Raw genomic sequence first — 12903 nt, 5'->3', positions numbered from 1 at the left:
TTACATCCGGAACACGCCGAAGCGTGTCTCTTTGACTTCTGCATTCATCGCAGCGGCCAGTGAAAGCCCCAGCACGTCGCGAGTTTGTAGCGGGTCGATCACGCCGTCGTCCCACAGGCGGGCGCTGGCGTAGTAGGGGTGGCCCTGATGCTCGTACTGGTCGCGGGTGGGCTTTTTGAAGGCTTCTTCGTCCTCTTTGCTCCATTCTCGGCCTTCGCGCTCGTACTGCTCGCGTTTTACTTGGGAAAGGACGCCCGCTGCCTGTTCGCCGCCCATCACCGAAATACGCGCGTTGGGCCACATGAACAGCAGGTTGGGGTCGTAAGCGCGGCCACACATGCCGTAGTTACCCGCGCCGAAGCTGCCGCCAATCAGCACGGTGTATTTCGGCACGTTGGCGCAGGCCACGGCGGTGACGAGCTTGGCACCGTGCTTGGCGATGCCTTCATGCTCGTACTTAGAGCCGACCATGAAGCCGGTGATGTTCTGCAGGAACACCAGCGGGATTTTGCGCTGGGCGCACAGCTCGATAAAGTGCGCACCTTTTACCGCGCTCTCCGAAAACAGTACGCCGTTGTTGGCCACGATCCCCACCGGGTAGCCGTGGATGTGAGCAAAGCCGGTCACCAGCGTGTCGCCGTAGTAGCGTTTGAACTCGTCAAAGTCGGAGCCATCGACGATGCGGCCAATCACTTCGCGCACATCGTAGGGCTTTTTCAGGTCGGTGCCGACGATGCCGTAAAGCTCAGATGGGTCGAGTTTGGGGGGCCTTGGCGGCTGCATGGCCAGCTGGCCACGCTTTTGCCAGTTCAGCCGCGACACGCAGGCGCGGGCAAGCTGCAGCGCATGAGCGTCGTTTTCGGCGTAGTGGTCGGCCACGCCGCTCTTTTTGGCGTGAACGTCCGCACCGCCCAGGTCTTCCGCGCTGATGCTCTCCCCCGTGGCGGCTTTCACCAGCGGCGGCCCGCCCAGGAAAATCGTGCCTTGTTCTTTGACGATGATCGACTCGTCCGCCATGGCAGGCACGTACGCACCGCCTGCGGTACAGGAGCCCATCACCACGGCGATTTGCGGGATGCCTTCAGCGGACATCGTGGCCTGGTTGTAGAAAATACGCCCGAAGTGGTCGCGGTCGGGGAAGACTTCGTCCTGGCGGGGCAGAAAGGCACCGCCAGAATCGACCAGATAGATACACGGCAAGCGGTGCTTGCGGGCGATCTCTTGCGCGCGCAGGTGTTTTTTGACCGTCAGGGGAAAGTAGGTGCCGCCTTTGACGGTGGCGTCGTTGGCCACGATGACGCACTCGACGCCCGAGACGCGGCCAATGCCGGTCACCACGCCAGCGGCGGGTACGTCGCTGTCGTAAACGTGGTGAGCGGCCAGCGCAGAAAATTCCAAAAACGGCGAGCCTTCGTCGATCAGGTGGTCGATTCGGTCACGCACGAACAGCTTGCCACGGCTTTCATGGCGAGCGCGGGCTTTCTCGCCGCCTCCCTGAGCGATGGCGGCGGTCAGCTCACGCAGTTGTCGGACTTCGCCGCGCATGGCGGCGTCGTTGGCTTGAAACGCATCGCTGCGCGGGTTGATCTGTGTCGAGAGTGTGCTCATAGCCCGGCCCCGGTCATTATTGTTAAAGACTTTCGGTAAACAGTTCGCGGCCAATCAGCATCCGACGAATTTCGCTCGTGCCGGCACCAATCTCATACAGTTTTGCGTCGCGCAGCAGGCGGCCGGTGGGGTACTCGTTGATATACCCGTTACCGCCCAATAGCTGAATCGCATCCAGAGCGACTTGGGTGGCTTTTTCAGCGCAATAAAGAATGACGCCAGCGGCATCCTTCCGGGAGGTTTGGCCCCGGTCGCAGGCGCCGGCCACCGCGTAGAGGTAGGCGCGGCAGGCATTCAGGGTGGTGTACATATCCGCCACTTTGCCCTGCACCAGCTGGAACTCACCGATGGATTGATTGAACTGCTTACGCTCATGGATGTAAGGAATGACGATGTCCATGGCGGCTTGCATGATGCCGATAGGGCCTGCGGCCAGGACGGCGCGCTCGTAATCCAAGCCGCTCATCAAGACGCGAACGCCTTTGCCTACTTCGCCCAGCACGTTCTCGGCGGGCACGCGGCAATCCTGAAAAACCAGCTCGCAGGTGTTGGAGCCCCGCATGCCCAGTTTGTCGAGCTTCTGGGCGGTAGAGAAGCCGGGCATGCCTCTTTCGATGATGAAGGCGGTGATGCCTTTGGAGCCGGCATCCGGGTCGGTTTTGGCGTACACCACCAGCACATCGGCATCCGGACCGTTGGTGATCCACATCTTATTGCCGTTGAGCACGTAGTGGTCGCCATCCTCTTTCGCGCGCAACTGCATGGAGACCACGTCGGAACCGGCACCTGGCTCTGACATCGCCAGCGCGCCCACGTGGTCACCGCTGATCAGCTTGGGCAAGTACTTGGCCTTTTGCTCGGCGGAGGCGTTGATCTTGAGCTGGTTGACGCATAGGTTCGAGTGCGCGCCGTAAGAGAGGCCCACCGATGCGCTGGCACGGGAGATCTCTTCCATGGCGATGCAGTGAGCCAGGTAACCCATGCCGCTACCGCCATCTTCGTCAGGCACAGTGATGCCTAGCAGACCCATGTTACCAAATTTCTTCCACAGATCGCTGGGGAATTCATTGTTATGGTCGATCTCGGCGGCGCGGGGGGCGATTTCACTGGCGGCAAAAGCGTTGACCTGCTCGCGCAGCATGTTGAGCTCATCGTCGAGGCCGAAATTGAGTTCTGAATAGTGGGAAAACATGGTCACTCACCTTGTCGTTATTCATGGTCTGTGGTTTAGAAAAGTGGCGAAAGCGGCTATTTCGAGGTGGCCGGGTGCTTCTCGTTCAACTCTTCTAGCGCTTGGCGGCAGCGAATCTCTGCGCTTTCAAGCTCTAGTTGCACCATCGTGATGTCTTTCATCTGCTGCTCTAACGCCGCTTTACGCTCGCTGATCTTGCTCAACATGAGATGAAGCTGCTTTTCACTGCCGCTGCGGGTTTCGTCCCACAGTTCGAACAGCTCGCGAATTTCTGCCAGCGAAAACCCCAGGCGTTTACCGCGGAGCGTTAGCTTCAGCCGTACGCGATCTTTACTGCTGTAGATGCGTGTCTGACCCCGCCGGGTAGGGTGTAGGAGCTCTTGGTCTTCGTAAAAACGGATGCTACGCGTGGTGACATCGAACTCACTGGCCAGCTCACTGATCGAGTAGGTTTTGCTCATGTTCGTTATTCTCGTCGATAGGGGAATGTCCCTATGGAACACTGACCATGAGGCTAAAACAAGTTTACGTTAACGTAAAGCAGCGATTGCAAAGGAGTAGTCAGCGTTGAATGTGGTTAACGTATTGAAAAATAATGAATTTTGGTGTGCTTTTTGATGCGCCAGCATGGTGCGTAGACCAAAGTTGTAATTGTAATACCCACTGGGAGGTTGCTAGTTTGCACCTACACCTTACGTTCAGGTAAGGATGCGTTGCTGGCTAACGAGTTTCGCTTCCCACCGTACAAGAACAACAAGAGGCGTCCTACCTCATGCGTGCAGACGAAGTGACTAAAGGGCCAGTGCTCGAAACCCGAGGGCTGACCAAAGAGTTTCGCGGCTTCACCGCCGTAGACAACGTAAACCTCCAAGTGCAGGAAGGGCACATCCATGCGCTGATTGGCCCGAACGGCGCGGGCAAAACCACCGTTTTCAATCTGTTGACCAAATTTTTGCCCCCTACTCGGGGCGACATTCTGTATCGCGGCCAATCCATCACCAGCAGAAAATCCAACGAGATTGCCCGGCTGGGGTTGGTGCGCTCGTTTCAGATTTCAGCGGTGTTTGCCCATATGACCGCGTTGGAAAACGTGCGCGTGGCCCTTCAGCGACAGCTGGGCACGTCGTTCCATTTCTGGAAATCGGAAAAGTCGCTGGATCACCTCAACGACCGCGCACTGGCGCTGCTCGATGAAGTGGGCCTGCGCGAATACGCCGATACGCTCACCGTAGAAATGCCCTATGGCCGCAAGCGCGCGTTGGAAGTCGCCACCACGCTAGCGCTAGACCCCAGCATGATGCTGTTGGACGAACCCACCCAAGGCATGGGCGCGGAAGACGTGGACCGCATCGTGGCGCTGATCAAGCGGGTTTCTCAAGGCCGCACGGTGTTGATGGTCGAGCACAACTTGAGCGTTGTGAGCCGCCTATGTGATCGCATTACCGTATTGGCGCGGGGCGCGGTGCTGGCAGAGGGGGATTACGATACGGTTTCCCGCAACCCCCTAGTACGTGAAGCTTATATGGGTAGTGAAGCCGCCGAGGAGGTCACTGCATGAACACCGCTGAAGCCTTCGACCCACAAGAAGCCCCGGAAAACCAAAGCTTAGAGATGCTGCGCGTGCAGGATTTGCACGCCTTCTACGGCGAGTCGCACATTCTCCACGGCGTGAATTTCGACGTGAAGCGAGGTGAGCTGGTTACTTTGCTGGGCCGCAACGGCGCAGGTCGCAGCACCACGCTTAAAGCCATCATGAACATGGTGGGGCGGCGTACGGGGTCGATCGTCATCAATGGCAATGAAACGCTGCGCATGAAGCCGCACCATATTCCCCGGTTGGGCATTGGCTACTGCCCGGAGGAGCGCGGCATTTTTGCAAGCCTGGATGTCCACGAAAACCTGCTGCTGCCGCCTACCGTACGCTCCGGCGGTATGAGTCTGGACGAAATCTACGCCATGTTCCCGAACCTCTACGAGCGTCGCCGAAGCCAGGGGACGCGACTTTCCGGTGGCGAGCAGCAGATGCTGGCCATGGCGCGCATTTTGCGCACCGGCGCGCGCTTGCTGCTGCTGGATGAGATTACCGAAGGGCTGGCGCCGGTCATCGTGCAGAAACTGGGCGAGGTACTGGTCCAGCTCAAAGAGCGGGGCATGACCATCGTGCTGGTAGAGCAGAACTTCCGCTTTGCCGCGCCGCTGGCCGACCGCCATTTCGTGATGGACCACGGCCAAATCGTCGAAGAGATCACTGCCGCGCAGCTTCCCTCGCGGCGTGAACACTTGAACAGCATGCTGGGGGTATAAATCACGCACAACCACATCAACTGCAAGTCTCGAACAATAACAAACGCACTGCCTTGCACCACTCGCAAACGCACTAACCGAACGTCCGACCCGACACCGCTCGGATCATCACTGTCTGAATCATAAGAACAAAGGCCCCCAGGGCCAGGAGACGAACATGACTTTCATGAAAAAAACGCTGGCTGCCAGCATCGCCGTTGCCGCTGCCTCTAGCATGGCGATCTCGACCGCCCACGCCGAGATCAGCGATGGCGAAGTGCGTATTGGCTATTTGGCCGATATGTCCGGTACCTACCGCGACCTGGCTGGTCCCGGCGGTCAAACCGCCATGGAGATGGCGGTGGCCGATTTTGGTGGTAGCGTCAACGGCTCACCCATCGTGGTGTTCAGCGCCGATGACCGCAATAGCGCTGACGTAGGCGCCAACACCGTGCGCGAGTGGATCGACCAGCGCAACGTCGATATGGTCGGCGGCTTGGTAGCATCGTCCGTCTCTATCGCCGTGACCAAAGTGCTGCAAGAAAACGACGGCCTGGGCATCGTCTCCGGCTCCGCAGCGTCCAGCATCACCAACGAGCACTGCACCCCGAACCACATTCACTGGGTGTACGACACCTATCCGCTAGCCAACGGCACCGCGAAGGCCGTCGTTGAGCAGGGCGGCGATAGCTGGTTCTTACTCACTGCCGATTACGCCTTCGGCCATGCGCTGGAAGCGGACGTGACCAGCGTGGTCGAGGCCAACGGCGGTGAAATCGTCGGTGGCGTGCGTCATCCGTTTCCCACCAGCGACTTCTCCTCCTATATCCTGCAGGCGCAAGGGTCCGGCGCGAAAATTGTGGGCCTTGCCAACGCCGGTGCCGACACGGTCAACGCGATTACCACCGCCAGCCAGTTTGGTCTGACCCAAAGCGGCCAGCAATTAGCAGGCCTGCTGATCTTCCTCAACGACGTACACGCGCTGGGCCTGGAAGCCACCCAAGGGCTGCTGCTGACGACCGGCTGGTACTGGGATATGGACGAAGAGTCGCGCGCGTGGTCCGAGCGTTACTTCGAACAGACCGGCCGTATGCCCACCATGGTGCAAGCCGGTATCTACTCCAGCACCATGCACTACCTGAAAGCCGTGGAAGCCGCAGGCACCGATGACCCCGAAACCGTGCGCGCCAAAATGGCCGAAGAGCCGATCAATGATTTCTTTGCTCGTAACGGCAGCATTCGTGAAGATGGCCGCATGATTCACGACATGTACCTAGCCCAGGTAAAAACCCCGGAAGAGTCTACCGGTGAGTGGGACCTCTACGAGATCCTCAGCACCATTCCCGCCGCAGAAGCCTATCGTCCGCTCTCTGAAAGCCAGTGCTCGCTGGTTCAGAACTGAGCGGTCAAACGCCGCGAGCCAGGGCGTTGGCCGCCTTGGCTCGCCGCCAAGCAAGCCGTAACGGCGTGATGAAAAGGCGTTATTCACTATAAACGCGCTGGGGCAGCCCGCTGGGCTGCCCGCTTAGCGGCGAGGAGAGTCATACCATGACGATGATATTCGGCGTGCCAATGGCCGTGTTCATGGGCCAGCTAACGCTTGGGCTCGTGAACGGTGCCTTTTACGCACTGCTTAGTTTGGGCCTGGCGGTCATCTTCGGCCTACTGAAGATCGTCAACTTTGCCCACGGGGCGCAGTACATGCTGGGAGCCTTCGCCGCGCTGCTGGGCTTTCGCTACCTGGGCATCAACTATTGGCTAGCACTGATTTTGGTTCCGCTGGTGGTGGGCGGTTTTGGCATGCTGATGGAGCGCTTTCTGCTGCGTCGCATTGCCCATCTGGACCACCTCTACGGACTGCTGCTGACCTTCGGGTTAGCGCTGATTTTCGAAGGCACGCTGATCAACTTCTTCGGCGTTTCCGGGGCTCGCTATGCCACGCCTGAGATTCTACAGGGCGGCCTGAACCTGGGCTTCATGTTCCTGCCTACCTACCGTGCTTGGGTGCTGGTGGCGGCGCTCGCCATGTGTCTGTTCACCTGGTTCATGATCGAGCGCACACGGTTGGGCGCTTACCTGCGCGCCGGTACGGAAAACTCTCAGTTGATGCAGGCATTCGGCGTGAACGTACCGCTGCTGATTACGCTCACCTACGGGTTCGGGGTCGGGCTTGCCGCCTTTGCGGGCGTGCTGGCGGCACCGCTGTACCCGGTATCGCCCACCATGGGCTCCAGCCTGCTGATCGTGGTCTTTGCGGTCGTGGTGATTGGCGGTATGGGCTCGATTCTCGGCGCGATCGTCACGGGCTTGGGAATGGGCATCATCGAGGGGTTGACCAAGGTGTACTACCCGGAAGCCTCTAACACCGTGATCTTTCTGGTCATGATTTTGGTACTCATGTTACGCCCCGCTGGGCTGTTCGGTAAGGAGGCATAACCATGACAACCACGCCTACAACATCGGCCGCGCCGCTCCCTTCAGCGGTGCAAGAGCGCCAGCGGCGCGCCAAGCTGCGGCGTAATATGTTCTATCTCGCGCTGTTGGCCGTGGGATTGGTCGCGCCCTTCGTGGCGTACCCGGTCTTTTTGATGAAGATTCTCTGTTTTGCGCTGTTTGCCTGCGCATTCAACCTGCTGCTGGGGTACGCCGGTCTGCTCTCATTCGGCCACGCGGCGTTTCTCGCTACCGGCGGTTATGTCACCGGGTACCTGCTGGCCAGCTACCCAGGCTTGACGCCCGAGCTGGGTATTCTCGCCGGTACGTTCATGGCCACGCTGCTGGGGGCGCTGTTTGGCGTGCTCTCCATTCGCCGCCAGGGTATCTACTTCGCCATGGTGACGCTGGCGCTGGCGCAGCTCATGTTCTTCGTGTTCGTGCAGTCGTCGTTCACCGGTGGGGAGGATGGCCTGCACGGTGTGCCGAGAGGGCACCTGTTCGGAATGATCGATCTGAGCAGTAACCTCGCCATGTACTACTTCGTCTTCGCCGTGTTCGTGTTTGGCTTTGCAGTGATTCAGCGCGCCGTCCACTCTCCCTTTGGGCAAGTGCTGAAGGCCATTCGCGAAAACGAACCGCGCGCCGTGTCGCTGGGCTACAACGTGGATGCCTACAAGCTGTTGGCGTTCGTGCTTTCGGCAGCACTCGCGGGCTTGGCGGGTTCCACCAAGACCGTGGTGTTTCAATTGGCCTCGCTCACCGATGCCCACTGGCATATGTCGGGTGAGGTGATTTTGATGACGCTGCTGGGCGGCGTCGGCACGCTGCTTGGCCCGCTGATGGGGGCAGGGCTAGTGGTCAGCCTTCAACACCTGCTGGCGCAGTCGCCGTTGGGCAACTGGGTAAGCGTGATTCTGGGTATCATCTTCGTGGTGTGCGTACTGAGCTTCCGCAGCGGCATCATTGGCGAGCTGTCCAAGATGTATCGCAAGAACTTCAAATGATCGACTCCCGTTAACCGCGTCTGTCCGTGGATTGGGTGCCTTTGGGCACCCTTTTTTCTGCTTGTGAAATAAGGCCGTAAGGCCGTTTCTACGCCAAAGGTCGTGGAGGATTGGGTTGCGCACGATAGGCGAAAAATATAAGTTAACGTAAACGTCAACATTGCCAATAATGACAACAACCGTGTGTGACTTGCCTGCCCTCGGCAGCGGGCGCGGGCCACCCACGCGCTGTGGAGATACGCCATGAATTTCGAGCTAAGTGAAGACCAGGTCGCTTTTTCCGATATGGCCCGGGCGTTCGCCCAGAACGAGCTAGAACCCCACGCCGCCGAGTGGGACGCGGAGTCTTTTTTCCCCGTCGATGTGATACGTAAAGCAGGGGAGTTGGGCTTTTGCTCGCTCTACGCGCCGGAAAGCGTCGGTGGTTTAGGGCTTTCCCGGTTGGATGCCAGCATCATTTTCGAGCAGCTGTCGATGGGCTGCACTTCCACTACCGCGTACCTCACCATCCACAACATGGTGACCTGGATGCTGGCGGATTTCGGCACGCCGGATGCCGTGGCGCAGTGGGGCGAAAAACTGGCGACGGGCGAGCTGTTGGGTTCTTACTGCTTGACCGAACCTAACTCAGGCTCCGATGCCGCCTCGTTGAAAACCACCGCCAAGCGTGATGGCGAACACTACGTGCTCAACGGCAGCAAGATGTTTATTTCCGGCGCGGGTAGCACCGATTTCCTGGTGGTGATGGCGCGCACCGGCGGTGAAGGCCCCAGCGGCGTTTCCGCCTTTGCGGTGGATGCCAAGAGCGAGGGCATCAGCTACGGCCGTAAAGAGGACAAGATGGGCTGGAACAGCCAGCCCACCCGCATGATCACCTTTGAAAACGTGCGCGTACCTGCTAACCACCTACTCGGTAACGAAGGCGACGGCTTTAAAATCGCCATGAAGGGGCTGGACGGCGGGCGCATCAACATTGCCACGTGTTCGATCGGCACGGCCCAGCAGGCGCTCAATAAAGCCCGCGAGTACATGCTAGAGCGCAAGCAGTTCGGCAAGCGCCTCGCCGAGTTCCAAGCGCTGCAGTTCCGCCTGGCCGATATGGTGACCGAGCTGGTGGCCGCCCGCCAACTGGTGCGCATGGCCGCCACCAAGCTGGATGCGGGCCACCCGGATGCCACCACCTACTGTGCGATGGCCAAACGGTTCGCCACCGATGTGGGCTTCAAAGTATGCGATGAAGCGCTGCAGCTCTACGGCGGCAACGGCTATATCAAGGAGTACCCGATGGAGCGCTACGTGCGCGATACGCGCGTACACCGTATTCTGGAAGGCACCAACGAGATCATGCGGCTGATTATTTCACGCCGCGTACTGGCCGACGGTGCCGCCGAGCTGTAGTCGCCCGAGTGCCCCTGAGCCTGAACACGAGCACTGAGCATACAAGGATAAGGTAATGAGTTGCGTACTGTTTGAAGAGCACACCACCCAAGATGGCCATGTGATTGGCGAGATCACCCTGAACGCCGAGCGCTCGCTCAACGCGCTCACCCTGGAGATGATCGAAGAGATCCTGCCGCGCCTGAACCAGTGGCAAAGCGACGAGCGGGTCGTGGCCGTGCTGCTGGACAGCGCCGGCGAAAAAGCCTTCTGTGCCGGCGGCGATGTGGTCAATCTCTATAAAGCCATTCAAGGCGAAGGCGTCGCCGATTTTCCCGAACGCTTCTTCGAGAACGAATACCGCCTGGATTATCAGCTACACACCTATCCCAAACCGGTGATCTGCTGGGGCAACGGTATCGTCATGGGCGGCGGCATGGGCCTGTTGAGCGGTAGCAGCCACCGCATCGTCACGGAAACCTCCCGGTTGGCCATGCCAGAAGTGACCATTGGGCTGTACCCCGACGTGGGCGCGAGCTGGTTCCTGAATCGTTTGCCCGGCGGCACGGGGCGGTTTTTGGCCATGACCGGCGGGCAAATCAACGCGCCGGATGCGGTTCACCTGGGCCTCGCCGACCGCGCCATTGCCAGCCACTACCGTAATGAACTGGCTGAAAAGCTGCTGGCGGCCCGCTGGGGCGAAGGCGAAGATACGGACGCCCACGGCGTGGTGAACCGGGTGTTGCGCGAGCTGGAGCAAGCCTCCCAAAACGTCTTTGCAGAGATGGAAGCGCCGGTTTACAAGTCGTCTTCCTTGATTCGTGAGCTGATGGATCACGATACCGTCGAACAGATGGTCGAGGCCGTACTGGCGGTGAAGACCGACGACCAATGGTTCAGCAAAGCCCAAAAAACCCTGGCCCACGGTAGCCCTGTCTCGGTCAAGCTGATTCACGAGCAGCTCGCCCGGGCCAAGCATATGTCGTTAGCGGACGTGTTTCGCTTCGAGCTAGCGCTCTCGGTGCAGTGCTGTCGCCACCGGGAGTTCCCCGAAGGGGTGCGCGCGCTGCTGGTGGATAAAGATGGCCAGCCAAGCTGGACCTACCCGGACGTGGCCTCGGTCGACCCCTCTTTCATAGACGAGCTGCTGGCTTCTCCTTGGGATACCAACCCGCTGGCAGACCTCACATAACGCACTCTCTACCACACGCTAATAAGGACAAAAAGATGACGACTGTTGCGTTCATTGGTTTAGGCAATATGGGCGGCCCCATGGCCGCCAATCTGGCGAAAGCAGGTTTTACCGTGCGCGCTTTCGACCTTTCCGCCCAAGCGCTGGACATCGCCAAGTCCCAAGGCTGCGACGTGGCGGCTACTGCCACGGAGGCCGCCACCGACGCCGACTTCATCATTTCCATGCTGCCTGCAGGCAAGCACGTGCGCGGGCTGTACGTGGATGGCGACGCGCCGCTGTTCGAGGTGATCAAACCCAGCGCGCTGGTGATTGACTGCTCGACCATCGATGCCGACACCGCCCGCCACGTGGCCGCGGCTGGCGCTGAAAAGGGCATCGGCTTCGTGGATGCGCCGGTCTCCGGTGGGGTAGGTGGCGCTCAGGCAGGTACGCTGACGTTCATCGTGGGCGGCTCGGAGGCACAGTTCGCCCAGGTGCAGCCGGTGCTGCAAGCCATGGGGAAAAACATCTTCCACGCTGGCGACCACGGCGCGGGGCAGATCGCCAAGGTGTGCAACAACATGCTGCTCTCGATTCTGATGGCGGGCACCTGCGAAGCGATCAACATGGGCGTCAAAAACGGCCTCGACCCCGCCGTGCTGTCAGAAATCATGAAGCAAAGCTCTGGCGGCAACTGGGCGCTGAACGTTTACAACCCCTACCCGGGGGTGATGGAAAATGCTCCCGCCTCGAAAGGCTACCAAGGCGGCTTCCAGGTGGATTTGATGATCAAAGACCTCGGTCTTGCCATGGATGTCAGCCAGCAAAGCGCATCCCCCGTGCCCATGGGCTCCGCCGCCCGTTCGCTGTTCACCCTTCACAAAGCAGGCGGCAATGGCAAACTCGACTTCTCCAGCCTGCTCAAGCTGTATCAGGATAAGAGTGAGTAGTGAGTAGTGAGTAGTGAGTAGTGAGTAGTAAGTGGTAAATCGTGAGGGGATGGAGTAGCGCGTGGTAACGAGCAGCGCGAGGCACCCGCGAAGGGCGGCAACGCCGCCCTGGTCGCGCCACAAAACTAACCAACAACAAGGACTGCCATGATTACGCTTTGGGGCCGCAACAACTCCACCAACGTCAAGAAAGTGCTCTGGGCACTGGAAGAGCTGCAACTGCCGTTCGAGATGGTCATGGCGGGTTTGCAGCACGGCGTTAATGACACGCCGGAATACCTTGCCATGAACCCCAATGGCCTAGTGCCGCTACTCAAAGACGACGCGACGCAAAGCGTGCTGTGGGAGTCCAACACCATCCTCCGCTATTTGGCGGCGCAATATGCCCCTAACCATTTATGGATCGAAGCACCCGCCAAGCGCGCGCAGATGGAAAAGTGGATGGACTGGTCCACCAGCCTGCTAACCCCCGCCCATCGCACCATTTTGATGGGCTATGTACGCACCCCGCCAGAGCAGCGCGATAGCGCATTGTTAGACCCCGCCATCGCCACCTGTGAAAAGCTCTTCGCCCAGCTAGACGCCGCGTTAAACCAGCAGCAATGGTTCTCTGGCGATGAATTCGGCCTTGCCGACATCGCCATCGCCCCGTTCGCCTACAACCTGCTCAACAGCGGCCTCACCTGGCAACCCCACCCGCACCTAACGCGCTGGACTGAACAGCTCGCCGAACGCCCCGCTTACCGCAAGGCGGTGATGATTCCCGTTACCTAAAACCCATGTTGAGCTCATCGTGTATTTTCGCCGCTGAAGAGGGGAAATCACCCCGTAGCGCGGCGTAACGAGCCACGCGAGGCACCCGCGACGGGCGGCAGCGCT

12 protein-coding genes are annotated in these 12903 nt (G+C 59.5%); 9 read left to right on the top strand and 3 right to left on the bottom strand.

The genetic code is table 11. The features are described 5' to 3' along the window. From CTT34_RS10895 to CTT34_RS10885, 3 genes are read right to left on the bottom strand one after another with little or no spacing between them, the layout of a single operon-like run. Window positions 1-1608, bottom strand: coding sequence for a carboxyl transferase domain-containing protein (locus CTT34_RS10895; protein WP_159342462.1), 1608 nt, complete (start codon window positions 1606-1608; stop codon window positions 1-3). A gap of 22 nt (window positions 1609-1630) precedes the next feature. Then, window positions 1631-2800 (bottom strand): isovaleryl-CoA dehydrogenase, encoded by a 1170-nt coding sequence (locus CTT34_RS10890; RefSeq protein WP_159342461.1) that lies wholly within the window; start codon window positions 2798-2800, stop codon window positions 1631-1633. 56 nt (window positions 2801-2856) lie between these two features. After that, window positions 2857-3261, bottom strand: coding sequence for a MerR family transcriptional regulator (locus CTT34_RS10885; RefSeq protein WP_139527310.1), 405 nt, complete (start codon window positions 3259-3261; stop codon window positions 2857-2859). A 311-nt stretch (window positions 3262-3572) separates the two neighbouring features. On the opposite strand from CTT34_RS10885, the gene CTT34_RS10880 reads away from it, so the two are divergent. From CTT34_RS10880 to CTT34_RS10840, 9 genes are all read left to right on the top strand, one after another. Then, a complete protein-coding gene (locus CTT34_RS10880; protein ID WP_159342460.1) occupies window positions 3573-4358 on the top strand; it encodes an ABC transporter ATP-binding protein in 786 nt (261 codons plus the stop codon). Continuing rightward, the gene (locus CTT34_RS10875) at window positions 4355-5104 is read left to right on the top strand and encodes an ABC transporter ATP-binding protein (RefSeq protein WP_159342459.1); all 750 of its coding nucleotides are present in this window, start codon (window positions 4355-4357) and stop codon (window positions 5102-5104) included. Before CTT34_RS10880 ends, CTT34_RS10875 begins: the two co-directional genes overlap by 4 nt. Before the next feature lie 157 nt (window positions 5105-5261). Next, complete coding sequence (locus tag CTT34_RS10870; RefSeq protein WP_159342458.1) at window positions 5262-6485, top strand: ABC transporter substrate-binding protein; 1224 nt, start codon at window positions 5262-5264, stop codon at window positions 6483-6485. Between the two features lie 146 nt (window positions 6486-6631). Next, window positions 6632-7519, top strand: coding sequence for a branched-chain amino acid ABC transporter permease (locus CTT34_RS10865; protein ID WP_159342457.1), 888 nt, complete (start codon window positions 6632-6634; stop codon window positions 7517-7519). Between the two features lie 2 nt (window positions 7520-7521). Continuing rightward, window positions 7522-8523, top strand: coding sequence for a branched-chain amino acid ABC transporter permease (locus tag CTT34_RS10860; RefSeq protein ID WP_159342456.1), 1002 nt, complete (start codon window positions 7522-7524; stop codon window positions 8521-8523). A 243-nt stretch (window positions 8524-8766) separates the two neighbouring features. Then, window positions 8767-9921 (top strand): acyl-CoA dehydrogenase family protein, encoded by a 1155-nt coding sequence (locus tag CTT34_RS10855; RefSeq protein ID WP_159342455.1) that lies wholly within the window; start codon window positions 8767-8769, stop codon window positions 9919-9921. A 55-nt stretch (window positions 9922-9976) separates the two neighbouring features. Further along, window positions 9977-11092, top strand: coding sequence for an enoyl-CoA hydratase/isomerase family protein (locus tag CTT34_RS10850; protein WP_159342454.1), 1116 nt, complete (start codon window positions 9977-9979; stop codon window positions 11090-11092). A gap of 35 nt (window positions 11093-11127) precedes the next feature. After that, entirely contained in the window at window positions 11128-12024 is an 897-nt protein-coding gene (gene mmsB / locus CTT34_RS10845; RefSeq protein WP_159342453.1) for a 3-hydroxyisobutyrate dehydrogenase, read from the top strand. Between the two features lie 147 nt (window positions 12025-12171). After that, complete coding sequence (locus CTT34_RS10840) at window positions 12172-12798, top strand: glutathione S-transferase family protein (protein ID WP_159342452.1); 627 nt, start codon at window positions 12172-12174, stop codon at window positions 12796-12798. Window positions 12799-12903: the final 105 nt, after the last annotated feature.

Source organism: Halomonas meridiana (assembly GCF_009846525.1).
In the GTDB taxonomy this organism is placed as follows: domain Bacteria; phylum Pseudomonadota; class Gammaproteobacteria; order Pseudomonadales; family Halomonadaceae; genus Vreelandella.
Note: the sequence above shows the minus strand (reverse complement) of the source record. Positions and strands in the feature narration are given on the sequence as shown.

Coding starts and splice junctions, on each gene's coding strand:
- CTT34_RS10895 (WP_159342462.1), bottom strand. CDS start 1,608: ATGAGCACACTCTCGACACAGATCAACCCGCGCAGCGATGCGTTTCAA.
- CTT34_RS10890 (WP_159342461.1), bottom strand. CDS start 2,800: ATGTTTTCCCACTATTCAGAACTCAATTTCGGCCTCGACGATGAGCTC.
- CTT34_RS10885 (WP_139527310.1), bottom strand. CDS start 3,261: ATGAGCAAAACCTACTCGATCAGTGAGCTGGCCAGTGAGTTCGATGTC.
- CTT34_RS10880 (WP_159342460.1), top strand. CDS start 3,573: ATGCGTGCAGACGAAGTGACTAAAGGGCCAGTGCTCGAAACCCGAGGG.
- CTT34_RS10875 (WP_159342459.1), top strand. CDS start 4,355: ATGAACACCGCTGAAGCCTTCGACCCACAAGAAGCCCCGGAAAACCAA.
- CTT34_RS10870 (WP_159342458.1), top strand. CDS start 5,262: ATGACTTTCATGAAAAAAACGCTGGCTGCCAGCATCGCCGTTGCCGCT.
- CTT34_RS10865 (WP_159342457.1), top strand. CDS start 6,632: ATGACGATGATATTCGGCGTGCCAATGGCCGTGTTCATGGGCCAGCTA.
- CTT34_RS10860 (WP_159342456.1), top strand. CDS start 7,522: ATGACAACCACGCCTACAACATCGGCCGCGCCGCTCCCTTCAGCGGTG.
- CTT34_RS10855 (WP_159342455.1), top strand. CDS start 8,767: ATGAATTTCGAGCTAAGTGAAGACCAGGTCGCTTTTTCCGATATGGCC.
- CTT34_RS10850 (WP_159342454.1), top strand. CDS start 9,977: ATGAGTTGCGTACTGTTTGAAGAGCACACCACCCAAGATGGCCATGTG.
- mmsB (WP_159342453.1), top strand. CDS start 11,128: ATGACGACTGTTGCGTTCATTGGTTTAGGCAATATGGGCGGCCCCATG.
- CTT34_RS10840 (WP_159342452.1), top strand. CDS start 12,172: ATGATTACGCTTTGGGGCCGCAACAACTCCACCAACGTCAAGAAAGTG.